Raw genomic sequence first — 25,569 nt, 5'->3', positions numbered from 1 at the left:
CAGACGGTCACGAAGTCCTCACGCCGCACCCCATCGCGCCCGGGTGTCCGTGCTCCTGAGCGTCTCAATGCGGTACGACAACTGCTCCGCAGCGGCGGTGTCTCCGCGGTCGGCCCGGCGAATGAACGAACCGAGTGTATGCAGGTCCCGAATGCCGCACAGGACCTGAAGGCCGGGCCAGCGCCGGAGGTCGTAGCCGTACTGGGAGCTGAAGTCGTCCAGTTCTGCGGAGGTACGACCGAAGCGCACTCCTTGGAAGGTGTTGGCCAAGTCGATCTCGCGCGGTCCGACCGCCGCCTCGTCCCAGTCTCCGAGCCGGACATCGCGCTCGTCCCAGAGCGTGTTGCCCGGATAGGCGTCGCCGTGGAGGTGCCCGTGCCCCAGGGGGAAATCGAGTTCTCCGTAGGCGTGGAGGAGTTCTTGTCCGCGTTCCATGAGCCACAACCGGTGGTTCGGTGCGAGGTCGGTACTGGATTCGACGGCGGTCTTGAACGAGGTGAGTGGTTGGTACCTCGGCAGCGCCACCGGCGGAGCTGGTAGCGAATGCAGGGTGCTCAACAGAGAGCCCAACTGCCCTGCCGGAGGCACCCTGTTCGCGGGCTGAGGATAGTGCCGCCAGAACGTGACGGCGTACGGCCCGTATGCCACCGGTTGGGACACGTCGACCGGCTCCGTCGCCGGAAAGCCGTTCGCGACGAGCCAGCGCGTGAGCGAGACGGCCGTCGACAGGCGCTGCTGCTGGGAGACGGGACTGACGCGGACCACGACCCCCTCCCCAGCGAGCAGGTACACAGAAGTGGCGTGGTGGTGAAGCGGGAAAAGGAGGCAGTCGGTCAGGCCCACCGTCCGGCAGGCCGTACGAGCGGCGGACTCAGGGGAGACCGTCATCGTCATGAGGTGAGGGCCTTCGCTCTCGTGTCGATGGCCTGATAGCCGCGAGTGGCGTCGGCAAGCTCGCGGACCACCGGGCTCCGGGCGAACCGTGGTTCTTCGAGAAGCCTAGCCACTCCCTGCACGGCGTCGCCGAGCTGCCGGATACGACGGTCGGCCGGTAGGTCGAGAATGGGCCGGAGTTGTTCGCCAGCGCCCTCGATCTCCCCTGTTGCGATGCGCGCTGTGACGATGTCGAGGCGAGCCAGCGCTTCGTCGCCGTACGAGCGCTGCTCCTTGGGGCCAGCCTCGTACAAGTCGATCGCGGCGGTGGCGTGCTGCTCGGCCTTCTCGTGCTCGCCGAGGAGGGCGTACGTTCCGCCGATGTAGTACTCCTGCTTGGCTTCCGGGAAAGTGAGGAGCCCTCCGAATCTGACGAGTCCGGCGGGGTTCGTCTGCTGTTCGCGGGCGCGCTCAAGTTCCCTGAGCGCGGCCTCTGCCGTATTCCGGTCTCCGACGCGAGCCGCTGCGCGGGCTCGGATTGCCGCGGTTCGGATCCGGGTCTCGCCGACAGGGGTGAACCGGGTCGCCTGGTGTGTGTACTCGATGGCCGTGTATGGGTGGGTGGACCACTCCGCGATCAGCGCGGCCGTGCCCTTGACCCAGGCTCGCAGGTCGGCGTGGTCGGCATGCTCGGCGAAGGTTCCGGCCGTCTGGAGCTGGGCGACTGCGGCGTCCGGGTCGCCGAGGTTCTGTGACGCGTGGGCGAGGAGCAGACAGCTCGTACCGGCGAGGAGGTACAGCTCGCGGGTCTGGCCCGGTGGTTGGTGGCCGCGCAGCAGTGAGAAGAGTTGGTCTCGCGTCGACAACAGGTCGTGGAAGAGCGGGCGCAACGGGGCGTGGACGTAGTCCGTCGCGATCCGGGTGATCCTGGATTCGAGCGTTTCCAGCTGGATTTCGCTTACGTTGCTCTTCGTGGCGGCGTCCGCGAAGAGCAGCGACTCGGCGGCAGCTTGTGCCGCAAGCTCGTAGAGGTCCGTTGTCGGCCGGCCGTGCGTGCCCTGGAGGTCGACGGCGGGTGGGTCCGGAGATGGCAGCGGCAGTTGCTTGAGGGCTGCACGATGTTCACGGAACGGTGGGGGGAGCAGGGCTTCGGGTGTCTCGATGCCTTCGAGGAAACTGGCGACCTTGTCGAGGTTCCTCAGGCGACGGGTTCCTGCTTCGAGCGCGGACAGGAAGCCCTGGCTGAGCCCCGTCATGTGGGCCATGTCTTCCTGGCGGAGCGCCGCCCGTTCACGGATGAGACGGCTGAGCTTCCCGAAGTCCCATGTGGCGAGTGCCGCCTGAACCTCCGGATCTCGCCAGACCAAGTCCGGAACGTGGTGTTGGACGCGGGTGTCGAGGCGACTGTCGCGGACGCACGCGGCGCAGTGGTCTTCGCCGTTGTACAAGCTCAGGTGGCATCCGCAGCCAACGCATACGCGAGTGGACCTTGGCATCGCGCCCCCGTTTCCGTCTGCGCTCGCCAGCGTAGGCGGAGTACGTGCGGGCTCATATCACTTGTGTAATACGGGCAGTTGGAGCCTCCTACCGGGTGACCGCCATCAGGTGCGGTTGCGGGTCGCCGTAGCGATCGCCTCCAGGAGTCGGGGGACGTCTTCGAGGCTGTCGAGGACCAGGTCGGCGCCGGCTGCGGCAAGTTCGTCGGCGGTGGCCTTGCCGGACGTGACTGCGATCACGGCTGCGCCGCCTTCGAGCCCCGTACGGACGTCTTCGAGGGAGTCTCCGATGATGACGGTGTTGGTGCGGGTGAAGATGGTGGTTCCGTGCTTGGCCTGGGCCCGTTCCTGCGCGACGGCGACGAGCGCCGGGCGGTGGTCGTTGTCCGAGGAGTATCCGCCGATCTGCGTGTCGAGGAACTCGTCGAGGCCGAACGCTTCGAGCTTCAGTAGTGCGTTGGGCTTGAGGTTTCCCGTGAGGACGGTGGGAAGCAAGTTCGGTTGCGCGCGTACGGCCTTGAGGGCGTCCACGACGCCGGGCAGGAGTACGCCTCGCTCGCGAAGATCGTCGGCGTGCACGGCGAGGCGCTGCGGCAGGAGTGCCACCATGCGCGGCACCAGGGCGGGGACTTCTGGCTCGGGGACATCGTTGTCCAGGAGCAGGGATCTAATGGCGAGTGGCATGGTGACGCCGGTGCCGCGGGCCGGAAGTCGTTGCGCGGGGCGGCCGACGATCTCGGCGAAGGTCTCCCGGTACACCTGCCGGTCGATGTCCCCGACGTACAGCAGGGTGCGGTCGATGTCCCACAGCACGAGGACCTGCGCGGCGTCGGTCACGTTCGGCTCCCTGGGGTCGTCATGGCGACGTGTCGCTCCAGTACGTCCTGAGCGTACGGGCTGTGGGCGACCGTACGGAGTTGCTGGATCATGCTCGTGACGTGGCTGTCGAGCCGTGCCGACTGAAGTCTCTCCGAAAGGTCGAGTACCTCGTGCGCCGTGGCGCAACCGGCTTCGAGGTCGCCCTGCTCAATGTGGGCGGTTGCGGCGCGGGAGAGGAACAGTCCTCTGGTGCGGTGCTCCGCCGGATTGTGCGTCTCCCGGGCCTTCATGAAGCTGGCGACGGCGTTGCGAGGGTCGCCGAGGTCGAGATAGCAGCTGCCCGCCTGTCCGTGGATCTCGCCCTCGTTGATCCAGTAGAGCCAGTGCGGATCGTGCTCCGACCGGCCTTGGGAACACAGTTCAGCAGCTCTTCCGAGCGCGGCGAGCGCCGCCTGCCGCTCGCCGAGTTTGGCGTGCCCACGAGCCTGCCGGGTCAGGAGCATCGCTTCGAGGGCAGGCGTATCGAGTTTTCTGACCTTGTCACGAGCCCGCTGTGCTGCGGTGACGGCGTGGTGAGGGGCGCCGGTGGAATAGCCGTGGATGGCGATGTAGGAGAGGGCGCCGGCACCGAGCCGTACGTCTTGTGAGACCTTGGCGGCGCGGAGCGCGGCGTAAAGATAGCTGAGCGGGCGGTCGCGGTCACCGGAGTCGAAGACGAACCATCCGGTCTGCGCGGCGGTGTCGGCGATGATCGCCGCGAGCCGCCGCCCTCTGGCCTCGTCGTACGACGTTTCTTCCAGGAGGTGCTTCAGGAACTGGAGGTGACGGTTGCTGAGACTTGTGAGCGTGCCGCTGCCGTCGCTCGCGTCCATGGTTCGCAGGTTGTCGGTCGTGCGCTGGAGGCCGTCGAGGAGGTCGTGGGTGAGGCGGCTTCCTTCTGCTGCTCGCTGGAGAGGCTCGGCTTCGGCGGCGTCCCATGCGTTCACGAACGCGGTGAGGGCGACTCCGCTCGCGGTGAGGAGTCGTCGACGGTCCATCTCTCTGCCTCCTACCGCGATATCCAGTGCTGCCACCATACGGGCCGCGGTCCAGGGCAGGCTGGGATCAGCGTCACCGGCGAACTGGGCCGTGTGTTCCTGCACCACCGACGCGGGAACTTGCGGAAGTGGAAGCGCGATCAGGCCGACGGGTACATCGAGACCCGTGAGGAACTCGATGATCTTGTCGATGTTGGTGAGACGGCGATTGCCCTTCTCCAACATGGACAGGAACGCCTGGCTCAGGCCCGTGAGGTGGGCCATGTCCTCCTGCCGGAGACCGCTGCGGAGTCGGATGAGGCGGCTGGTGCTACCGAAGTCCCAGGTGCCGAGCGCGTTTCGGACATCCGGGTCGAGCCACACGTGTTGCGGGACAGAAGGGGTGCGGTTCTCCCTCGTTCGTGAGCGAGCGCAGGCCGTGCAGAGCGCGTCGGCGTTGTACTGACTCAGGGAACATCCGCACCGTTCACAGAGTCGCCGCTCGTGCTGAAGCACTCTCTCCCCCTGACCGAGCACATGCGGTTTCGGGCCTCCCGGACCGGAATCACCTCAGTGATATCACTTCTGAGATGTGCGTCATTGCCGAACTCTAAACAAACTATGCCCAGATGAGCGTCCAGGTGGCAGAAGCCGCCTCGACGGCACTCTACGGTGCGTTCTGACGTACAGGAGACATGGGTGATTGCCTTTCCGGGGGGTTCTGGAGCCGTCTTCGGTTCTCTTGTCGCGGAGTCGACGGCCTTGCGCCAGTGCGGCTGCGTCCGGCCTCAATACAGCATGCCTTCACCGGCGTTGAGGTGTTTCGGCACCGATGGCGCCGCGCCGAGGGACGCGGGCTTGACGACCCGGCTCGCTGTCGACCCGCATCCCCTGAATTCGGCCGCCCCCCTGTACCGGCAGGACCAGGTCGTCTTGCGCGTCAATGAGTCCGGGCAAGTGCCGCAGGTGTGCCTATACGTGTCGGCGGTGGGCACGCAACACCCGGAGCGGTTGTTGAAGGCCGCTCTCCTCTTCGTCGAGAAACAAGACTGGCGGGTCGGGCAGGTATTCGCGGACGACTACGGCTGGAGTACGTGTGCGGCCCAGCCGGGGTGGGGTGCGGTACGGCGGGAGATCTACTCCGGGCGTGCTAACGGCGTCGTGGTCCCGACGCTCTCCGTGATCAGTTCCCATCCCGACGAGGTTGCGGAGCAACTGGGCTGGTTCGCACAGAGTTTGGCGTTCATCGCGGTGACCGAGGCGAGTGAGGTGGTGCCGCCGGGCGGGTACGTCGCTGAGCGGAACCCGCTTTCCCCGGGTTCGATGAGTCGTTCCCAGTACGGGGCGACGCAGTTCTCCATGGGCACCATGGCCCCGTTGAAGGAGCGGTCGGACACGCGCCGGGTCCTGATGACCGTGGAGTGGATGAGGTATCCGCTTGCCGGAGTCCTGGCTGTCATGGAGCTGGTCAGCAGGGCTGTGGAGCGTGGTGGGCAAGGTCCGGTCACGCCGGTCATATCAGTTGATGCCGACGGGTCGCTGGTTGTGTCGGTGTCGGTGTCCCGCCTCGGAACTCCCCCGTCCAAGACGGCGACGGTCGCGGAAGCCACGGCCGTCTGGCTGCGGGAGTTGGGCGGTGAGGTCGTCTGCCGTCCGCAGTCCGACGGGTCGGGCGACGTGGACTCGGTCCGTCTTCCCGTCCTCTCCACCGACCGCGTGGCCCTCGCCGTCACGTCCGCATCCGTCTCCGCCGAGGAAGTCTGACTCATGTTCGCCCACGCGTCTTCCCGTCCGGCCGCGCACCGTCGCCTGCGGCCCGAGCCGGACCGGTTCGTGCTCGGTCGTTTCCGGGCGGTGGCGCTGCTCGCACAGTCGACGGCCGTGCTGGTGCCGGGAGTTGCTGCCGCCGGGGGGTGGCTGGCGTCGCCGGTGGCGGGGCTGGTCGGCGTGGCGGGCGGGCTAGTGGCCGCTGTGGCCGTCGGGGAGTGGCTGGCGCGTGCGGGAGCCGGTGCGGTGGGGGCTCGGTGGGAAGGTCTGCGGGCCGCAGAGGGGGAGCGGTTGGTGGCTGCCGCGGAAGCAGTGGAGAAGACGGTGCAGTGGTCGACGGAGGAGCTGCTGCGAGGGGTGCGTCCGCCGATTCCGGATGAGGTGGTGCCGGTAGGGGCGGAGGGCTCGCTGGCGAGGACGCTGGAGGTGCTGGAGGACGTGAAGGTGCAGTGTGTCGCGGCGTTGATCGAGGTGGAGGAAGCGTCGCGGTCGTCGGTGCTGCTGGAACTCCTGCGGCGGCTTCCGCAGCGTCAGCACCCGTTGATGGACCGGATGCTGCGCGCCTTGAGCGCGCTGGAGAAGGAGACGGACGACCCGGAACTCCTGGACCGGATCTACCGGATCGACCATCTGGCAACGCGGTTGCGGCGGCGGGTGGAGAGCAGCGCGATCCTGGGCGGTGCGTCTTTGCGGCGGGCGACGGAGCCGATGCGGGTGGCGACCGTGCTGCACGGTGCGGTATGCGAGGTGGAGCACTACCGGCGGGTGACGGTGGCGGCGAGTGAGGCCGGGGTCGGGTTCGCGCTGCCCAAGCAGGCGGGGCCGGACGTGATGCACCTGATGGCGGAGCTGATCGAGAACGGGCTGGAGTGCTCCGACCCGGCGACGCAGGTGCACGTGTCGGTGACGGAGGCGGCGGGCGGGCTGACGATCCGGGTGGCGGACCAGGGCCTGCCGATGCCCTCGGCCCGGCGGGCCCAGCTGAACCGGCTGCTGGCATCCCACGAGGCGAATCTGGCACGGCTAGTGCGCGACGGCCAGTTCGGGCTGGTCACGGTGTCGACGATCGCCCGGCAGCATCGTCTGACGGTCCGGCTGGTGGAGAACCCCGGCGGCGGGACCACGGCGCTGGTGGGTGTGCCCGCGCATCTGCTTCTGAGGGTACTTCCCCTCGCCTCCCCGGACGTCCCGGCCCCCGCAGCCCCGGCCCCCGCCGCGTCCAGGGCTGCGTCCGCTCCTGCGGGACCGCACAGGAGCCGTCCGCCCGCGCAGCAGCCGGTGGTCGGCGGTCCCGAGGAGGAGGGCGGCGCGCCGGCCCTTCCGCGCCGGATACCGGCGCCGCCGCCGGTCCGCCCCACACTGGCGCCGCCGAGGCGGCCCGCCGATCCGGGACGGTTCGCGGATTTCCGTGCCGGGCAGCGGGCCGGACGCGACCACCCCCGCGCCGCCCCGCCGCACCCCGGGCCCACTGCGCCGCCCGCCTGACCCCCTCCTCCCCCATCCCCCCTCCCTCTTCTTTCTCCCTGACACCCCGTACGGAGTGATTCCACGATGACCACCTCTGACATGCCTGCGACGAGCACGATCGCCGGGAAACCTGCTGACGGCACCCCGGCCGGGGAGATGGCATGGCTGCTGGGCACGTTCGTCGAACAGACCCCCGGCGTGACGCACGCGATGCTGCTGTCCCGCGACGGGCTCTCCCTCCTTGACAGCGACATGGACACGGTCTGGGCCGCCCGCCTCGCCGCCGCCGTGTCCGGTCTCGCCTCCACGGCCACCGCCATCCCCGGCCCTGAGGGCGGCGCGCACCCCGACCAGGTCCTGATCGAACGCCCCGACGCCTGCTTCCTCATCCAGTCCACCGGCCGCACCGAGGCGTTCAACAACCGCACGGTAGACACGGTGCTGTGCGTGCTGACCGAACCGGCCGCGATCCTGCGCACGGTCGGCCTGGAGATGGGACGGCTCGTCGACCGGTTCTCCCGCTACATGACGGTCGAGGTCCGTACCGCCGACGGCGGTGGCGGCCGGTGAACGCCGTCTCCCAGCAGCCCCCTATCCCCCTGGCGGTCGTGGTGGTGTCCGGTGAGCAGGAGTCCGAATTCGTGCGCACCTACGAAGTCACCGGAGGCCGGACCCGTCCCCGCCGCCTCCTCGCCCTGGACAGCGTGCTGGGCCCCGGCCCGGCGGCCCCGGCTGTCCCGGCGGCCGGCCTGCCCCCGGTACACGAGCAGATCGTGGCGCTGTGCCGCTTAGACCCCCGCTCGGTCGCCGAGCTGGCCGGCACGCTGCGGCGCCCGGCCGCCTCCGTGAAGGTGGTCGTCTCGGACCTGCTCGACGACCACGTCCTGGCCCTGCACACCGCCCGCCCGTACGGCGATGACGACGAGGCACCGGACGTGGACGTGCTGGCCGCGCTCCTGGCCGGCCTGAAACGGAAGTTCCCCGATGCCCGCTCCCTACTCAGGGCCGGGTGAGCGCCGTGACCGTCAACGCCCCGCACGCCCCGGCCCCGGCCATGGTGGTGGACGGTGTCAGGAGGCTGAAGATCGTGATCGGCGGTGGGTTCGGCGTCGGCAAGACGACCGCCGTCGGGGCGGTCAGCGAGATCGAGCCGCTGTGCACCGAGGAGACGATGACCGTGGCGGGCAGGCACACCGACAGCCTGCACGGCGTCCCCGAGAAGACCCGTACCACGGTCGCTCTCGACTTCGGCCGCCTCACCCTCGACCCGCGCCTGGAGCTGTTCCTGTTCGGGATGACGGGCCAGGACCGGTTCAAGGAACTGTGGGACGAGTTCGCGCGCGGCGCGGTCGGCGCCGTCGTCCTGGCCGACACCCGCCGCCTGGCGGACAGCTTCGACGTCATCAACTTCGCCGAGTACAACCGGCTGCCCTTCGTCGTCGCCGTCAACAAGTTCCCCGACGCCCGCCGCTATCGGCTCGCCGCAGTCAGGGACGCCCTCGGTGTCGGCGCAAATGTCCCCGTCGTGGCCTGCGACGCCCGCGAGCGCGCCTCCGTTGCCTCGGTCCTGCTCACCCTCGTCGACCACGTCCAACGCCAACTCCCCCGCCCGCTCTCCCCTCTGGACACCCGATGAACCACCACCCCCAGCACCCACCGTCGCCGCAGGGTCCCGAGCCCGGTGTGCTCCAGCTGCCCAGGCAACCGCTCGCCCCCGACGGCATCGTCCTGGGCAGCGAAGCCCGCCAGGCCGCCCTGCGGGAACGCACCGCCCTCGTCGAGCAGCTCGGCCTCCCCCTCGACGGCCACTCCTTCTTCGACGAATTCGCCACCCTCCTGGCCCACCGCACCGGCATGGCGTACGGGTTCGTCAACATCATCCTGCGGGAGCAGAACTTCATCGGGCTGCACCAGCCCCCGCCCGGCAGCGGGTACCCGGTGGTCGGACGGACCATGAGCACCGACGACGGCTGGTGCCCCTACGTCATGGACCGCGAGAAGGCACTGCCCCTCCCGAACGTCCACGCCCGCGCCAGCTACAGCGCCAACTACGTCGCGGAGTCCGTCGGGATCTCCTCCTACTTCGGCATGCGTCTGCGGCACACGGCGAGCGGCATCGTCCTGGGCACGGTCTGCACCATCGACCCCGAGGAACGGCCGATGAGCGACGCCGTACGGATCCGGGACACCGTCATCGCCATCGGCGCGGAAGTCCTGGAAGCCATCACCTCCCGCGCGGCCGTCACCTGACCACCCCCGCCCCCGCCCGCCTTCGCGCGCCACCGCCCCCGTACGCCTCCGGCCGCACCCGCGTCGTCCGGCCGCCGACCAGGAGAGGGAGATCCCCGCCGTGCCCGACAGCCCGCCCGCCGCGCTCGCCCCGTTTCTCACCGACGCCCACCGCCGCCTGTGGGAGCACGCCGATGCGTTCGCCGCCGCCGAGATCGCCCCCCGGGCCGCCCGCGCGGACGCCGACCCCACCGTGGTCGAGCGGGAGATCCCCCGGCTCCTGTCCCAGCAGGGCTGGTTCGGGGTCACGCTGCCCGAGGACATCGGCGGTATGCAGGCCGGGCACGTCGCCCGGGTGATCCTGGTCCACCGCCTCGCCCGGGTCAGCGCCGCCGCTGCCGCGATCCTCCAGGCGAGCCTCATCCCCATCGGCGCCCTCCACCACTTCTACGGCGGCAGGCGGCGGACCACACAGCTGCTGCTGGCCGTGTCCGAGATGCGGGCGCTGCCGTCGATCGCGGTCACCGAACCCGACCACGGCGGCCACCTCGGTGGCATCCAGACCACCGCCGAACGCACGAAAAGCGGCTGGATACTCACCGGCGCCAAGACGTCCGTCGGCAACAGCCACGTCGCCGACTTCCACATCGTCGTCGCCCGCACCGCCGGCCCCGGCGTACGGACGTCGCAGGCGCTGACCGCGTTCATCGTCGATGCCACGGCGCGCGGCGTGACCTTGGCCGCGCACCGGCCCGCGCTGGGCCTGCACGGCTTCTCCTTCGGCGAGATCCGCCTCGACGGCGTCCGCGTCCGCGACGACCAGCGCCTCGGTGAGATCGGCGAGGGCTTCGCCGTCGCCCAGTCCAGCAGCATCCTCTACGGCCGCCCCAACCTCGCCGCCGTCGACCTCGGCCTGCACGAGCGTGCCGTCTCCCTCGCCGTCCGCCACACCGCGACCCGCCCCCGCCACGGCTCCACCCTCGCCGACCTCGGCGTCGTCCAGGACCGCCTCGGCCGCATCACCGCCAACACCCACATCGCCCGCCTGCTCCTCTACCACGCCGCCCACCTCCTCGACCAAGGGCTGCCCTGCGACCAGCAGCTCATCACCGCCAAACTCACCGGCCACGAACTCGCCGCCGACTCCGGCCAAGCCGCCCTCGAACTCCACGGCGCCCACGCCCTCCACACCGACCACCCGCTGGCCCGGATCTGGCAGGACATCCAGACCACCTACGCCCCCGCCGGCACCGGCGAGATCCAGCGCCTGCGCCTGGCCCAGGCCGCCGTCGAAGAAGAGACCACCCCACACGACCAGCACCGCCCCCAGTGGTCGCAGCTCTTCGCCGACCGTCTCCGCCACCACCCGCCCCTGACCACCGCCGCCTGAAAACCACCCGCGCACGGCACCCCGTGGACCCCCAACTGCCGTGCGCGGCACCCAGCCCCGCCGCCGGGCCGCTCACCCGCATCCCCCGGGCACGGCGGCGGGGCCCACCCCCTCAACTCCCTTTGCGCCTCCGGGCAGTCGGCGGCACGGAGCCGCAAAGGGACCCCACACCACGACGGCCTCCACCCCACCGACGCTCCAGCACCGGCGAGAGAAGATGACGACCACAACGACGCCCGCCCCCGAGCCCGGACAGACAGACCTGGCCCCGGTACTGTCACCGTCGCCGCCGTCTCAGCCCGCGTGGCACCAGCACCTGGAGAACCTGCCGCCCGTCCGGCCCCGGAGCATCGCCGCCCAGACAGCCGACCCCCTGGTAAGGACCGCGTTTGCGAACGCCTACCGGGAAGGCGGCACGATCCCCGGTATCCACGACCGCACCGGCTACTCCCGGCGCGTCGTCCAGCTCATCCTCATCAGGGAGGAAGTCCCGCGCCCACGCGGCGGACTGCGCCGAGCCCCGGACGTCCCGGACGGCTACGACAACTGGACCGACTACACCCTGACAGCGCTGCGCAGCCGGATCACCGACGGCATCTACCCCTACGGCAGCGTCCTGCCGCCGCCGGTGGACCTCGCTGCCGACCTGGGCACCCGGCTCTGGGCCGTGAAGCGGGTGATCCCGCGCCTCGTCGCCGAGAAGCTGCTGCTGTCCGTACGCCCCCGCGGCACCGTCGTCACCGGTCCCCAGACCGAGACGGTGCGCAACGGCCTGTTCATCGGCGTGACCGTGGACGGGCGCACCGAGCACTGGCCGCTGCCCGGCACCCACCGGGCCCGCGCCGAGGCGGTCCGCTGGGCGCTCATCGCCCGGATCGCCGACGACACCTACCTCGCCGGGCGCCTGCCCTCGCAGAAAACCCTCGCCCGCCAGCTCCCCGAGTCCGTCCACGTCGTCCGTACGGCCGTCGGCCTGCTGGCCGGCGAGGGCCTGCTCACCACCCGCGGCTCCTACGGCACCTGGACCACCCCCAGCAGCCGCGAGACCGCCCGCCACCTCCTCGCCGCCCGCACCACACCCGCCGGCCCTCCCGGCGAACCCCCGCCCCAGCCCGCCGTCCCTGCCTCGCCGACCGGACCACCCATGCTCATCAACAGCACCATCCCCTCCTCCGCCCGCGTCTGGAACTACTGGAGCGGCGGCAAGGACCACTACGAGATCGACCGCACCGCCGCCGACACCTACCAGCACACCGCACCGCAGATCACCGGCATGGTCCGCGAGGCGCGCGCCTTCCACGTCCGCGCGGTCACCCACCTCACCGGCGAACTGGGCATCAGCCAGTTCCTCGACATCGGGCCCGGCCTGCCCACCCAGGACAGCACCCACGCCGTCGCCCAGCGCATCGCCCCGAACGCCCGGATCGTGTACGCCGACCACGACCCCCACGTCACCACCCACCTGCGCGCCCTGTGCCCCAGCACCCCCGAAGGCGCCATCGCCTGCATCGACGCCGACCTCCGCACCCCGGAGACGATCCTCACCACCGCCGCACGGACCGTCCTCGACTTCGGGCGGCCGGTCGCCCTGCTGCTCCTGGGCGTCCTCGGCCACCTCCCCGACGACACCCAGGCCCTCGCCGTCGTCCGCCGCCTCACCGGTGCTCTGCCTCCCGGCAGCTACCTCGTGCACCACGACGCCGTCGACACCAGCCCCGACCTCGTCCGCGCCCAGCACGACCACAACGCCACCGGCACCCCCTACACCCTCCGCAGTCCCGCCCAAATCGCCGCGTTCTACGAGGACTCGCACCCGCTGAACCCCGGCATCGGCCCCGTGTCCCTGTGGCGCCCCGCCCCCGGCACCCGTCAGGAGCCGACGGACATCCACGGCGGCATCGCCCGCCTGCCCTGACGCTCCCGCTCTTCCGCGTACCACCACCCGGACTCCGAGGAGGATCTCCGTGAGCACCACGTACGACGAGCCCGTGATCAAAGTGGTCACCTTCAACCTGGAGCACGACGGCGGCCGTGCCAAGAACGGCCGGCTCCCGAAGCGGTGGCACGACGCCCACGACTTCCTCACCGGGCTCCGGCCGGACATCCTCCTGCGCCAGGAACTGACCTACAGCCGCGACGACGGCCACCGCCGCCTGCACGCCGCCGAGACCGCCCTCGGCATGCGCGGCTTCCTCGGCACGCCGGGCCTGGGCCGTAACCCCACCGGCCTGTTCGTGAACACCGCCACGTTCGAGATCGTCCGCCAGTACGACCACCCCGCCGGCATCTGGCGCACCCCGCCCACCAACGTGATCGTCCGTCTCCCCGAGGTCCCCGACCGCGACATCGTCCTCCTCAGCTGGCACGCCGCCTTCAACTCACCCCGGGGACGCGAACGGGAGGCCGACGAGATCACCGCCTTCGCCGACAAGATGAAGACCGGCTGCTCGTTCATCGGCGGCGGGGACGCCAACGAATACCCGCTGCCCCACGGAGAGACCGTCGCGCACATCGACTGGTCCAGCCCCGGTATCACCGACCGGCCCCACAGGGTCCACCGCAGCAACGCGAGCCCGGACGGCTCCCGCATCAGCTGCACCTACCTCGACGAGACCCTCCTGGAGTGCGGCCTGCACGACCCCGCCCGCTATGCCGCCCACACCCTCGGCCTCCCCCGCGCCCTCGACCACACCGCCGGCCACGCCGCCTCGTCCCAGGAACAAGGAGGACCACGCCGCATCGACCGCGTGTACAACGACCCGCGCACGGTCACCGCGGTCATCGACGTCATCGTCCACGACGTCGACTTCTCCGACCACAGGGCCGTCGAAGTCGTCTACAGCCGACGGCAATTCATCGAAGCCCAGCGCCGCACTATCACCCCCCTGCCCCCGTACGACCTCAGCATCCACTGACCCGCCGTCTCCCGCGAGAGGCACTCTCCGCCCCTCGCGGGAGACGTCCGCTCCCCGCTTCTTCCCTTCCAGGACAGGCCATGAACACCAAGACCACCGCGCCCGGCGGCACTCTCACCTCGCCCACCGCGCCCTCTGATTCCGCCTCGTTGTCCCCGGCCGGCCTCCTGTTCCGCGCGGTCAGCTGGAACCTGCTCAACGGCGGGCTCGACGGCGCCGGCGAGGTACGGCTCGACGCCCAGGTCGGCTACCTCGCCGACCTCGGCCCGGACATCCTCGCGCTCCAGGAATGCACCCGCTGGGACGAGAAAGACCGCGCCGAGATGGTCGCGGCCGAACTCGGCCTGGCCATCACCAAGATGGCGCCCTCCCGGGTCGGCGCCAGCCGCAACTACACGATGCTCCTGCACAACCCCACCCGGTTCTCCCTGGTCGAGGCCCGGCTGCGCGGCGCCGAGACCTTCCACCACGCCCTCATCAAGGCCCGGTTACGCCCTCACGGCGCCCCGTCCGACGGCAGCGGTGACCTCAACGTCCTGGCCACACACCTGAGCTGGACCGACGGCGCAACCCGCCTCGCCGAGACCGGATGGATGACCGACTACGCCGGGCCTTTCCCCGGCGAACCCGGCCGGGCCCTGCTCATGGGCGACCTCAACACCCCGCACCCCGGCGACGTCATCGACTGGAGTGACGTCCCCCCAAACCTCCAGACCCGCTACCGCCTCGTACAAGCCGACGGCACCTTCGGGGACGCCGACACCCGCGCCTTTCAGGTCCTGCTGAACTCCGGCTGGCAGGACCCGGAAACCCTCACCCGTCAGCCCCGGGCCGCAACGGTGGGCCACTACTACCCGAACGAGCCCACCCCAATGCGCCTCGACCACATCCTCGTCCACAACCTCACCGTCCACGCCTACCGCACCCACGACACCGGCCGGGTCTCCGACCACAAGCCGGTCGTCCTCGACGCCATCCTCACCACCGGCTGAGGGCCGAAGACGGCACGACAGCTGAAGACCGGCGTCCCCCGCCGTCCGCCGCCAACCGCACCGGCTGCTCCGCTTCCCCGTTCCCCCGACACGACATGAGAACACCGTTGCTCCTCCATACACCGCCCGAACTGCGTCCTCATCAGCGCGAGGCCACCGAACAGGCACTCAAGGTCCTGGCCGGCTCCTCACGCACGACCGTCGTCCTGCCCTGCGGCACCGGAAAAACCCTCGTCGGGGCCGAAGTGGCGCACCATGTCGCCGCCACGCAGGAGAACCGGCGCCTGGTCGTCCTTCCGGCTCTGGACCTCACCCACCAGACGATGCAGGAATGGACACGCTTCCTGGGACGGCCGGCCATGGGCCGGATCGTCGCGGTGTGCTCCGACAGGGAAGTCCTCAACGCCAAGCGCGGCCACTACCTCAAGCCGCCGGTCGACACGGCCGTGACCGTCGATCCGATCCGCCTCGCCCAGCTCGGCACCACGGCCGGACCCACGACCATCGCCTGCACGTACGCGAGCCTCGGCGTCCTCTCCGAGGCACACTCACCGCACTCGGAGTCGACTGGGGCGTCCACAAAAGACCCAAGCGAGACGAAGGGTGGCATCCACAAAAACTCCCCGAAATGAATTTCGGGCGATTATTCGAGTCGTTAAAAGTTCTCCATCGCGACACATGCGGATCAACGCACACAGCGATGCGGTACACCGTGGGGCCCGGTACCCCTGGCGGTAATAGGGGCGGCTGTGACCAGACCACCCCCGCCGGGGCCCGGCAGGGGCCAGGGCAGCTTCCTCTGCCGGACCACCTCATCCGGCCCCCTGATCGCACCCGCGGACCCGACAAAGATCACCGAGAACAAGGAACCCACCGTGAGTGTCGTAGCCGAAGAGAAATCCGACCTGGACTGGAAAAAGTACCTGGCTGGAATACGCGCACCCGGGAAATCGGCCCGACTTAAGGGAGAAGAAGAGGAAAAGATGCAGAAGGCGATCTGTGAGGCATATTCGGCTGGAGGAAGCATCAGAGAAATAGCAAAATATGTCGGCCGTTCCTTCGGGAGTGTTCACAGAGCCCTCCAGGGGAGGGTTGCCCTCCGTTCTCGTGGAGGGGGACGCTCCACCCGTAAAGCTGGCGGGCGCCGCACCCGTAAAGCTCCGACTCCCAGCCTGGATCGAGCGGAGAGGATCCTCCGGCAGGAGTTTTCTGGAAAAACTTGCAAAATGAACCACAGAATCCCGCTCGACTTCCTGGCCGAGAGAATTGGGATGACCCGGAAGACCTTCGAAAAAGCTGCCCGGAAACTGGAAGCAGACGGAATTCTGCTCTTCTTCCCCGGAAGAGGGTACGTGGTGGTCGACCCAGCCGATCCCCCCAAGGGGGACACTCTCCGGGTGTGCATACGGCCCGGAATGTGGGTGAACTGGCTGATCGGCGAGCCGGAGACACCGAATACCGAATACCTCAAGAAGGCCATTATTGAACTGGTGAACGAAGGGGTCTGGAGGGCCGGCCGCACGATACCTGCCCGGCTGGAGATAGGGGCGACGTTCGGCGCTACCGAAAATACTGTGCGTCGGGTTCTGTGCGCCTTGGAAGAGGAAGGGCTCCTCGCCAGGAGAGGGAGGGGTCTCTATGTCCAGGATCCGAAGCGGAAGACCGAACAGGCCGAAGAACCTCCCGTAAGTGCCGCAGGCGCGGTCCGGAAGAGCGGGACCACCACCTCCGTACGGAACCGTCCGTGACTGCGGCCTACCGTGACCTGGGGCAGACGGACCCGCACAGCGGGCTGGCCCGCACCTCAGAGCGCACGGTTCGGCGTGCGGTCCGACTCGTGGCGGCACCTGCCTGCCTACGATACCGACGATTTCGCTCCCACCCAGATCGACTCACCCCGGAGCAGCACGAAAGCCTGAACCGTATCGGCTTCATCTGGGATTCACGGCAATACCGCTGGGGCCTGCACATCAAATTCGTAACCGAATTCAAGGACCACTACGGCCACCTGGACATCCCGAGTAGCTGCGTCATCGAAAAGCCCATCCTGTTGCACCCTCGCAGCTGGCTGTACACCTGCGTCCAGAAATACCGTCAAGGAAAACTTAAAGCAGAACGACACCAGCAGCTTCTGGCCCCTAGGCGTAGATTTCCCAGAAACGAGGAAGTGAGCAGAAAAACCCTTTCCGGACCAATAGAAGAGTCTGGAAAGGCGAACAGCCGGCACTTGCCGGGTCCACCGCCATCTCCTGCCTTCTCACCCATCCGCGCACCGCGGCACAGGTGTCCATCACATGACCACTCCCCTGCCCCACACATCCTTCGACCGCATCCTTGCCATCACGGAGAACCTGCTGTTCTCCCTGACCCGGCAAGCCCACCGCTTCGGCTCCTGCACCGACCCCCGGCAACAACTCGCGGCCTACGACACCGAGTTCCTCGCCCTCCTCACAGAAGCGGGGGAATGAGCGTGATGACCCGCTCCGTACAGCCAGTGATCATCCCGCCGTCGCCCCTGTCCCCGCTGGAGACCTGGATCGAGAGCGTCCTGGGCCCCGTCGAGCTGTATCCCGTGCTCGACCACTACTCCTGGCACGCCATCCGACCCGACGGCCGCCGATACATCGTCAAACGTGCGACGAGCCTCCGGTCTTTCCAGCGGGAAATCTACGCCCACTCCTGTGTCCTGGGCGCCCTCGACGCCGCCAGCGTCCCCTGTCTCGTTGCCGCATCCCACCCCCGTCTCACCCTCATCACCACAGCCCTCCCCGGCATCCCCGTCACCCGCACCCGGCTGCTCCCCGACACCTACATCCACACCTACCGCAGCGCCGGCACCCTCCTCGCCTCACTCCACCACGCCCTCCAGCCCGCGCCCCGCGCCCTGGCCGCCGCCCGGACAGCCTTGCGGGAGACAGCCGACCGCGCCGACCGCATCCTCACCCTGATGCAGCCCTCGCCCCTGTCCCCGGACGAACGTGCCTTCGCCGCAGACCGCATCGCGCACCTCCGCGAAGCGGAAGTCAACGAGATCGGCTTCATCCACGGCGCCTTCCATGAAGACTCCTGGGTACGGTCCACAACCACACGCCGACTCGCCCTGACCGACTTCAGCGCCAGCCGCTTCGCCCCCGTGGTGTACGACCTCATCCACATCGCCTGCCGCTGGATCAACCACGGCCACCTGCGCACCGCGTTCTTCCAGGGCTACGGCCGCCGACTCAGTACCTGCGAGCGCCGCACCCTCGTCTCCCTCGTCACGCTCCACTGCGCCACCCAGCTCGCCCTCAACCCCACCGGCCGAGCCGCACGTGCCGAACACCGCGTCCTGACTCGCTTGTCGGACGGGGCACACCTGTGAACAGGGACTCGCGGCCTGACGCCGGCAGAATGCACGCCCCAGTCAAGAAGAAGAACTCCTCGCCCGCCCGGAGGGCCGTCTCTCTGTTCGGAACGGTGAACCCGCTCGACGGTGTCGTCCTGGCACCTGATATGCGCAGACTCCCCGCAGGCACCGGTTTTTTCGACGGAGGCGTTGAGCAGTACGGCCGACTCCGCACCAGCCTCTGGGAGGACGGTCACGGAGGCGGAGGGGGCAACGACGTCGAAGAGTTCGCGTACGACGTTCTCGGCTTCCCGAGTCTGCGCCTCCGTTCCCCGGGACAGCGTCCGCAGCGACGCAGAGTCTCCGGTGCGGGAGATCTCGGTGTCTCACAGGGCCGGATCACCGCCGCCGACAACGAGCGGCCGAGGGGAGCAGGGTTACGGACGTTTCGAGGCGTCGAGCCAGTAGGCTGTGAGCATCTCGCCCGGCCAGGCGGGCTGGTGGACCCGGCCTCGGGGACCCATCTGTTCGAAGTACGGTGCGATGTCGAGGACGGGGGTTCCGTCGACGGCGTCCAGGTCGGTGACGACGAGGTCCCGACCGTCCACCCTGAGCAGTCTCGGGTGGCTGATCGCCAGTTGGTTGGGGCGTCGGTGGTTGCGGTGGACGAATGTGCCGGTCGCGGGCCAGACCGAGTTTCCTCGTGGGCTGCGCGCGTGGAGCTGGACGTCCTCAGGTCGCGCCAGGTGGAACCGCCAGACCACCGTCAGATGGGAGAACTCCCCGATCCCCTGGAGCGTTTCGAGCGGGCAGGTGTCGTTCAGCCGGATGACCGACTCGACCCCGCCCTGGTAGTCGTCCTGAACACGGGTGTGGCCTCCAAGGACCGTCGCGACCGATTCGACCTCGTACGTTGCCATCGGCACTCGTTCCTCTCTCCGGGATTCGCTGGTCCGGCAGCCACTGTCCTTCTCTGCGGGTCTGCCTTGCGGTCAGCTTATGGCGCGCAGCATCTCCCGTGCCCGACGGTCGAGTTCGGCGACGTGACGGCCTCCCCGTTGCCGTACGGGCGAGAGGTCGCCGCGCATACGGACGATGACGTCGCGGGCACGGCCGGACTGGACGCCTGCCATGGCGTCGAGGGCTTGCCCCCAGGTGCCGCACGCCTCGTCGAGGTGTCCTTGCTGGACCTGGACGGCTCCGAGGTAGCCGAGGGTCACGCTGTGGGTGCGGGCGTACTGCTGTCGGCGGCGGGTGGCGACGCTGTGCTGGAAATGGGCTTCCGCGTCGAGCGGATGGCCCAGGTCCCGCAGGGCGCAGGCAGTCTCGTGGGAGAGGGAGGCTTCCTGGAAGAAGCCGACGCGGCCGGGTGCGTCGTCGTTGTCGGCGCGCGCGAGGTTCCGTTCGGCCCGGCTGATGGCCGCGAGGGTGCTGAGGCGGTCGCCGTCGGCGGCCAGGGCGCGGGCGTGAACGATCGCGATCAGGGCTTTCTCGCGCGAGGTGGCCTGACCGTAGTGGGTGCGGGACATGGAGGCATCAGCCAGGTCGAGTGCTCTGCGCGGGTGCCCGAGGTCGACTGCTTGGTGAGCGAGGGCGCGCAGGATATGGCCGCCCAGCGGTCCGTCTCCGGCCTCGGCCGCGAGGCGTGCGGCGAGGGTGAGGTAGCGCTGGGCGGTGCGGTGCTCGGAGGCGTCGAAGGCCATCCATCCTGCGAGGTAGGTCATTTCCGCCACGGCCGAGTATGTGTCCCGGCGGTGCTGTTGTGTTCGGTACCTGCTGCCCAGCAGCGGCACAGCCTCGTCACGGAGATGGCCGGCCAGGGCCGAACGTCCTGCGGCTCCGCCGCGCTGCTGGTCGCGTGCGGAGTAGAAGGCGGTCAGTTTGCGGACATCGTCGATGTCGGCCTGAGTCACCAGCCGGAAGGAGACTGCCTGGCGCGACGCCGCTGCGGCCGGGGCGGCTGCCCACCACGAAGCGACGGGCAGGGTGAGGCCGGCTGCCGAGTACGCGGCGGTCGCCAGCAGCTTGCGTCGGTGCATGTCCAAGTCGTCGCTTCCCAGTTGGGCCAGCCCGGTCACAGGGTCGGCGCTCCAGTCAGGACTGCTGGAAGCCGGGCCTGTCGGCCCGGCTTCCAGTCCGAGGTCGGCGAGCGTGAGGCGGCGGCCGAGCCTGCGGGACAGCGTCTCACGCAGGATATGAGGCGCCTGTCCGCTGGGTTTCGTGCCCTGGACCCACATGGCGATGTGCGAGCGGGAGATGGCCTTCAACTCGGCCGCTCCGCTCTCCACAGCGACACGAGCGACCGCGGCGGCGGCCTGGGCCTGGGACCAGTGCGCTTCGCGCAGGAGCGCGGCGAGGGCGATGTTTCGTACACGAGCCATGGACCGCCCCTCGGTTCCGAGATGATCTTTGACGCCTTTGACGGCCTTGCGGGCCACGGAGGCATACCCCGCGACGGGAATACACGGTTCGCTCAACGTAGTGACCGGGTCACCCATTTTGCACGTCCACCGGCTCTGGTACACCACGCTCCTCAACCGTGAGTGCAGGACCCCTGCATCCTGCTGGTCGTCCGACCGCCCAGCAGGATGCAGGGGTCCTGCACCCCCGCCGCGCGCTCCGTGTCACCACGAGGGTGCGGTGCAGTCCGTATCAACCCTTCGAGTCATGGGAGTTCACATGGCACTCAGCACCACGCCGGGCACCACTCAGGTCCGCCAGGAGCCGACGTCGGCCGACGGCTTCACGCTGGATGTCTCCCTGGTGGAGGTGTCCGACCCCGCCGGCCTGATCAGCCTCACGGACGACGGCTGCGGCGAGACCTGCGGCGCCTGCACCACCAACGTCGCCTGACAAGGCACGTCCTTCCAGGCCGGTGTCTTCGCCACGCGCGAAGACACCGGCCGCCGCCTGGACCACGGAGGTTGTGATGGCTTCGAGCACCTTGTTCCGCACCGGACGGAGCGCCCTCGTCCGCGCCGTCGCCAACGCAGGGCTTCCCATTCCTCCGTGCCCTGATCTCGATGACCCGTCCCCGCCCGGCGAGCGCGCCCGACTCACCTGGTTGCGGGAGGTGTGGTCGGACCAACGCGTTTCCGAGACTCTCCAGCACGCCAGCCCGGTTCTCGCGGCGCAGGTGCGCCGCCTGTGCTCGTCCGACTCTTCAGCCTCCCGCGATGTGCGCCGCGCGGTCGCCTCCGTGGTGCGCTACATACTGCGCGCCGAGCATCGAGCGACGCCTTTCGGCCTTTTCGCCGGCGTGTCCGCAGTCAGCTTCGGACCAAGGGCTCGCGCGAGGTGGGGCCCGGATCACGCGGTGATCGGCCGCGCGAGCGCGGAGTGGCTGACGGCCGTCGTCGACCGACTGGAGGCACACCCTGATCTCCTGGGCCGGCTCCTGGTGGTCGTCAATAACGCCGTCGCGGTACGTGGGGACCGGCTCGTCGTGCCGTACAGGTCCGCCCCCGAGGGCGAGGGCAGAGGTGCCGTCGAGGCGTCCATCGGTCTGACGGGCCCAGTCCGGGCCGTCCTGAACGCGACGTGCTCGGCGATCCGGATCGGCGACCTCGCGGACGAACTCGATGCGGAATTCCCCGCAGCAGGACATGACAAGGTGCTTCGGCTGGTTCAGGAGCTGGTCGGACACCAAGTGCTGATCACCAGCCTGCGTGCGCCGAGCACCGAGACCGACGTTTTGAGGTATGTGCTCGGCCAACTCGACGCGGTCGACGCCAGCTCCCTGCTTTCGCTCACTGACACCATTCGCGAACTCCGCTACGTGCACGAGGAATTGAGGAACTGCGACACCCCAGAGGGCCGCGACCGCGTGACCGCACGCATGCGGGCCCTGGCCCCGGATCTTCGCCGCCATCCTCTCGCCATCGACATGCGCCTGGACGCTCGGGTCGAGTTGCCGGAGGAGGTCGCCCGTGAGATCGAGAGTGCCGCCACCGTCCTGAGCCGGGTCAGTGCTCACCCGTACGGAACGGCCTCCTGGAAGACGTACCAGCGGCGATTCTACGAGCGCTACGGCATCGGCACGATGGTGCCGCTCAAGGACGTCGTCGCCGACAGCGGCACCGGGTTCCCCGACGGGTACCCGGGCACGTCGGCCGATGGGCGCCGTTCGCGGGTCTCCACGCGGGACGACGCCTTGGTGCAGCTCGCGCAGGCCGCCGTGCTCGACGGCCGCGAGGAGGTCGTTCTCACCGACGAGCTGCTTGCGGCGATGGACTTGGGCCCCGAGCACCCCAGGGTTCCGCCGCACCTGGAGATCGGCGTCCGGGTATACGCCAACAGCTCCGAGGAGCTGGAGCGCGGACGGTTCCGGCTGGAGATCGTGAGCGTCTCGCGGGGCATCGGGGTCACCACAGGCCGGTTCCTCAGCGTGCTGTCCCCCGAAGATCGTGAGCGCCTCACCGCCGAACTGGCCGACCTGCCGGCCTGCGACGCCGGCACGGTGCCCGCCCAGTTGTCCTTCCCTCCGCTACGGGCCACGAGCGCCCACGTCACGCGTGCTCCGCAGGTTCTGCCTACCGTGATCAGCGTGCAGGAGCACCGGGCCGGCGGTGGGGACGTGCTCACTCCGGACGATCTGGCGGTGGCGTGCGACGGTCGCCGCATGTATCTCGCGGCCCCCGAGCGTGGACAGCGGGTCGAGGCTGTGGGGATGCATGCGCTGAACCTGAAGGAGCACACTCCACCGCTCGTCCGGTTCGTCACCGAGCTGTCCCGCGCCCAGTGCGCTCAGGTCACCTTGTTCGACTGGGGTGCCGCAGGGGCGATGCCGTTCCTTCCCCGCCTGCGGTACGGGCGCACGGTGCTGTCCCCCGCTCGGTGGCGGCTGGAGGCGTCCGAGCTGCCTGCCGCCGACCGTCCTCGGTCGGCGTGGGAAACGGCGCTGAAGGAGTGGCGGGGCCGACGGCGGATGCCTCACAGGGTCTGCCTGGCGGAGGGGGACCGTCGTCTGCTCCTCGACCTAGACGAGGCCGCGCACCGAGCCCTGCTGCGCCAGCACCTCGACCGCTCTCGCCTGGCCCTCCTCGTCGAGGCCCCGGGGCCCGAGGCATACGGCTGGTGCGCCGGGCGTTCGCACGAGGTCGTCGTGCCGGTGAAGGCGACGCGACCGCCGGCGTGGCCGGCTCTGCCGGCTCCTACGCCAGCTCGTCGGTTCTCACCCGCCCAGATCCAGCCCCCCGGCATCTCCTCTCTTCTCCTGGCCACGCTGTACGGCGACCTGCGTCGCCAGGACACTGTGCTCGGCCGGCACCTCCCCGACCTGTTGAAGCGGCTCGGCGGGCCGCCGTGGTGGTTCATCCGCTTCCGCGACCCCCACCAGCACCTCCGGCTACGCATCGCGCTGCCCGCCCCCGACGCCTTCGCCGCGACGGCCCGCGAGGTCAGTACCTGGGCAGACGAACTGCGCACCGCCGGGCTCCTGTCAGACCTGCGCTTCCCCACCTCGTACCGCGAGATGGGCCGCTGGGGCTCCGGCGTAGCGTGGGACGCCGCCGAGGAGGTGTTCCGCGCTGATTCGCGTGCTGTCCTCGCGCAGCTCTCCCAGCCACAGCACCCGCATCAGCGTGCTCTGGTGGCCGCGCACACCGTCGCCATCGCCACGACGTTCCTCGGGAGCACAGAGGCCGGCATACGCTGGCTCGTCGACCACATTCCTCCTGCCGCGCCCGCCCAAGTGGCCCGACCGCAGTTCGCCGAAGCCGTGCGACTCGCAGACCCGTCCAACGACTTTGCGGCGCTGCGCAGCGTTTTCGGCGGGCAGGCCATCGTGGACGCGTGGGCGGATCGGGAGGCGGCTCTGGCCGCCTACCGCCTGCACATTCCTGGACCGGACACCGTGGGTGTCGCGCTCGACGACGTCCTCTCCTCCCTGCTGCATGTCCATTTCGTACGGCACGTCGCGGTCGATTTCCCCGAGGAGGAAATCTGCCTCTACCTGACGCGCGCTGCCGCCCTGGCCTGGATTTCCCGGAGGACCCGGTGACCCACTCTCTCGCGCTCAAGGCGGCAGGGGCCGTCACAGATATCCTCGCCGCCCCCGAGACGGCTCCCGTGAGCCCCGATACGACCACCGCACACCGCCAGCACCTCGCGTACGGGCCCACGGGAATCGCCCTGATGCACATCGAACGGGCCGCATGCGGCCTGGGGTCATGGCAGCGCGCCCACGACTGGCTCGCCGTCGCGACCCGGCAGCCGTTCACCAGCGGATCGGACAGTCACCCCTTCTACGGGGCCCCCGCTCTCGCACACGTCGTGGCCTGCGCCGCCGTCCACCACCCCGGCCCCTACCAGCGCGCTCTCGATTCGCTGGACGCGCAGATCACCGCCGACGCCGGCCGACGCCTCGATGCTGCGCACCGTCGTATCGAAGCCGGTCTCCTGCCGAAGCTCGCGGAGTTCGACACCATCCGAGGGCTCTGCGGTTACGGCGCCTATCTCCTGCGCCGTGACCCCGGCGGCCCTGCCGTGCGAACTGTGCTCGACTACTGCGTCCGACTCACTGAGCCGATCGCCGATCACGACGATGTCCTGCCCGGCTGGTGGACGACGAGCGGGCCGTCCGGACGTCCGGACGAGAGATTTCCCGACGGGCACTCCAACACCGGCCTCGCGCACGGCATCGGTGGCGTTCTCGCTCTCCTGGCGCTCTCCGCGCGGCAAGGCATCCGCGTGAACGGCCATCATGACGCCATGCGCACCATTCTGGCGTGGCTGGACCGCTGGCGGGAGGAATCCGGACGCGGCCCCGCGTGGTCGTACTGGATTACCCGCACCGAGCTGCGCGACGGCCGACCCGCCCTGTACGTGCCACGTAGGCCGTCGTGGTGCTACGGCACGGCCGGTGTCGCCCGCGCCCAGCAGCTCGCCGCCCTCGCCCTGGGAGACAGCCAGCGGCAGATCGACGCGGAGAACGCGCTCGTGGGAGCCCTCACCGATGCCGCGCAACTCAAGGCCACCACCGATCACGGCCTGTGTCACGGCACCGCTGGCCTCGCCCACATCGCCTTTCGGATGTCCGGCGACGCCCACCCTTCGACCGCCGGCCAACTTCGTTCGCTCGTACCAGCGCTTCTCGGGAGTGTGTGTCCGCCGGGGACTGACCCCGCGAGCTTCGCCTTGGCTTTGCTCCACGACGAGGAAGCCGGGCCCGGTTTCCTCAACGGCGCCGCCGGCGTCGCGTTGGCACTCAACTCGCCGGCCACCGCCGAGGAGCCCCGCTCGGCGTGGGACACCTGTCTTCTCATCGCCTGACCGCCGAC

Annotated in this window: 23 protein-coding genes; 17 read left to right on the top strand and 6 right to left on the bottom strand. The window is 69.4% G+C overall.

The annotated features are described in order from the left end of the window. Positions 1-18: 18 nt before the first annotated feature. The 4 genes from J8M50_RS41645 to J8M50_RS41630 all read right to left on the bottom strand — a co-directional run bounded on the left by J8M50_RS41645 (position 19) and on the right by J8M50_RS41630 (position 4,588). Complete coding sequence (locus J8M50_RS41645; protein ID WP_223786414.1) at positions 19-888, bottom strand: phosphotransferase family protein; 870 nt, start codon at positions 886-888, stop codon at positions 19-21. Between the two features lie 2 nt (positions 889-890). Next, entirely contained in the window at positions 891-2,369 is a 1,479-nt protein-coding gene (locus tag J8M50_RS41640) for a helix-turn-helix domain-containing protein (protein WP_029183704.1), read from the bottom strand. 105 nt (positions 2,370-2,474) lie between these two features. Continuing rightward, on the bottom strand, positions 2,475-3,206 hold the full coding sequence (locus J8M50_RS41635; protein WP_010352640.1) for an HAD family hydrolase: 732 nt from the start codon (positions 3,204-3,206) through the stop codon (positions 2,475-2,477). Then, positions 3,203-4,588 carry a helix-turn-helix domain-containing protein gene (locus J8M50_RS41630; RefSeq protein WP_010352639.1) on the bottom strand — a complete coding sequence of 462 codons (1,386 nt, stop codon included), beginning with the start codon at positions 4,586-4,588 and terminating at the stop codon, positions 3,203-3,205. The genes J8M50_RS41635 and J8M50_RS41630 overlap by 4 nt, the downstream gene beginning before the upstream one ends. A 474-nt stretch (positions 4,589-5,062) precedes the next feature. Here J8M50_RS41630 and J8M50_RS41625 point away from each other — a divergent pair, with 474 nt between their 5' ends. The 14 genes from J8M50_RS41625 (at position 5,063) to J8M50_RS41555 (ending at position 18,325) form a co-directional block, all read left to right on the top strand. Beyond that, positions 5,063-5,968, top strand: coding sequence for a hypothetical protein (locus tag J8M50_RS41625; RefSeq protein ID WP_141655568.1), 906 nt, complete (start codon positions 5,063-5,065; stop codon positions 5,966-5,968). Positions 5,969-5,971: 3 nt separating this feature from the next. Continuing rightward, the gene (locus tag J8M50_RS41620) at positions 5,972-7,456 is read left to right on the top strand and encodes an ATP-binding protein (RefSeq protein ID WP_010352637.1); all 1,485 of its coding nucleotides are present in this window, start codon (positions 5,972-5,974) and stop codon (positions 7,454-7,456) included. Between the two features lie 66 nt (positions 7,457-7,522). Continuing rightward, positions 7,523-8,008 (top strand): roadblock/LC7 domain-containing protein, encoded by a 486-nt coding sequence (locus tag J8M50_RS41615; protein ID WP_010352636.1) that lies wholly within the window; start codon positions 7,523-7,525, stop codon positions 8,006-8,008. Next, positions 8,005-8,451, top strand: coding sequence for a DUF742 domain-containing protein (locus J8M50_RS41610; protein ID WP_010352635.1), 447 nt, complete (start codon positions 8,005-8,007; stop codon positions 8,449-8,451). The genes J8M50_RS41615 and J8M50_RS41610 overlap by 4 nt, the downstream gene beginning before the upstream one ends. A gap of 5 nt (positions 8,452-8,456) precedes the next feature. Next, complete coding sequence (locus tag J8M50_RS41605) at positions 8,457-9,074, top strand: GTP-binding protein (protein ID WP_010352634.1); 618 nt, start codon at positions 8,457-8,459, stop codon at positions 9,072-9,074. Continuing rightward, positions 9,071-9,688 carry a hypothetical protein gene (locus J8M50_RS41600; RefSeq protein ID WP_010352633.1) on the top strand — a complete coding sequence of 206 codons (618 nt, stop codon included), beginning with the start codon at positions 9,071-9,073 and terminating at the stop codon, positions 9,686-9,688. The genes J8M50_RS41605 and J8M50_RS41600 overlap by 4 nt, the downstream gene beginning before the upstream one ends. Positions 9,689-9,788: 100 nt before the next feature. After that, positions 9,789-11,057 (top strand): acyl-CoA dehydrogenase family protein, encoded by a 1,269-nt coding sequence (locus J8M50_RS41595; RefSeq protein WP_010352632.1) that lies wholly within the window; start codon positions 9,789-9,791, stop codon positions 11,055-11,057. Positions 11,058-11,274: 217 nt separating this feature from the next. Beyond that, the gene (locus J8M50_RS49885; RefSeq protein WP_010352631.1) at positions 11,275-12,972 is read left to right on the top strand and encodes an SAM-dependent methyltransferase; all 1,698 of its coding nucleotides are present in this window, start codon (positions 11,275-11,277) and stop codon (positions 12,970-12,972) included. Between the two features lie 49 nt (positions 12,973-13,021). Continuing rightward, positions 13,022-13,972 carry an endonuclease/exonuclease/phosphatase family protein gene (locus tag J8M50_RS41580; protein ID WP_010352629.1) on the top strand — a complete coding sequence of 317 codons (951 nt, stop codon included), beginning with the start codon at positions 13,022-13,024 and terminating at the stop codon, positions 13,970-13,972. 80 nt (positions 13,973-14,052) lie between these two features. Beyond that, positions 14,053-14,964 (top strand): endonuclease/exonuclease/phosphatase family protein, encoded by a 912-nt coding sequence (locus J8M50_RS41575; protein ID WP_010352628.1) that lies wholly within the window; start codon positions 14,053-14,055, stop codon positions 14,962-14,964. A 95-nt stretch (positions 14,965-15,059) separates the two neighbouring features. Then, entirely contained in the window at positions 15,060-15,596 is a 537-nt protein-coding gene (locus J8M50_RS41570) for a DEAD/DEAH box helicase family protein (RefSeq protein WP_078480674.1), read from the top strand. A gap of 243 nt (positions 15,597-15,839) precedes the next feature. Beyond that, positions 15,840-16,712: a GntR family transcriptional regulator gene (locus tag J8M50_RS41565; protein ID WP_141655567.1), complete on the top strand. Its 873-nt coding sequence runs from the start codon at positions 15,840-15,842 to the stop codon at positions 16,710-16,712. Between the two features lie 546 nt (positions 16,713-17,258). After that, positions 17,259-17,432, top strand: a complete 174-nt coding sequence (locus J8M50_RS41560) for a hypothetical protein (RefSeq protein ID WP_158002787.1) — start codon at positions 17,259-17,261, stop codon at positions 17,430-17,432. Beyond that, positions 17,429-18,325, top strand: coding sequence for an aminoglycoside phosphotransferase family protein (locus J8M50_RS41555; RefSeq protein ID WP_010352626.1), 897 nt, complete (start codon positions 17,429-17,431; stop codon positions 18,323-18,325). Before J8M50_RS41560 ends, J8M50_RS41555 begins: the two co-directional genes overlap by 4 nt. Positions 18,326-18,726: 401 nt before the next feature. Here J8M50_RS41555 and J8M50_RS41550 read toward each other — a convergent pair whose 3' ends face one another. Next, on the bottom strand, positions 18,727-19,209 hold the full coding sequence (locus J8M50_RS41550) for an SAM-dependent methyltransferase (protein WP_010352625.1): 483 nt from the start codon (positions 19,207-19,209) through the stop codon (positions 18,727-18,729). A gap of 72 nt (positions 19,210-19,281) precedes the next feature. Next, a complete protein-coding gene (locus tag J8M50_RS41545; RefSeq protein WP_010352624.1) occupies positions 19,282-20,670 on the bottom strand; it encodes an NsdA family TPR-like regulatory protein in 1,389 nt (462 codons plus the stop codon). A 298-nt stretch (positions 20,671-20,968) separates the two neighbouring features. Here J8M50_RS41545 and J8M50_RS41540 point away from each other — a divergent pair, with 298 nt between their 5' ends. The 3 genes from J8M50_RS41540 (at position 20,969) to J8M50_RS41530 (ending at position 25,561) form a co-directional block, all read left to right on the top strand. After that, the gene (locus J8M50_RS41540) at positions 20,969-21,142 is read left to right on the top strand and encodes an FxLD family lanthipeptide (protein ID WP_010352623.1); all 174 of its coding nucleotides are present in this window, start codon (positions 20,969-20,971) and stop codon (positions 21,140-21,142) included. Between the two features lie 76 nt (positions 21,143-21,218). Then, positions 21,219-24,290 carry a lantibiotic dehydratase gene (locus tag J8M50_RS41535; protein WP_078480673.1) on the top strand — a complete coding sequence of 1,024 codons (3,072 nt, stop codon included), beginning with the start codon at positions 21,219-21,221 and terminating at the stop codon, positions 24,288-24,290. Then, a complete protein-coding gene (locus tag J8M50_RS41530) occupies positions 24,287-25,561 on the top strand; it encodes a lanthionine synthetase C family protein (protein ID WP_010352621.1) in 1,275 nt (424 codons plus the stop codon). Before J8M50_RS41535 ends, J8M50_RS41530 begins: the two co-directional genes overlap by 4 nt. The last annotated feature ends 8 nt before the right edge of the window (positions 25,562-25,569 follow it).

This window comes from Streptomyces acidiscabies, from assembly GCF_020010905.1.
In the GTDB taxonomy this organism is placed as follows: domain Bacteria; phylum Actinomycetota; class Actinomycetes; order Streptomycetales; family Streptomycetaceae; genus Streptomyces; species Streptomyces acidiscabies.
The sequence above is the reverse complement of the archived record's forward strand: the minus strand, read 5'-3'. Positions and strand labels throughout refer to the sequence as shown.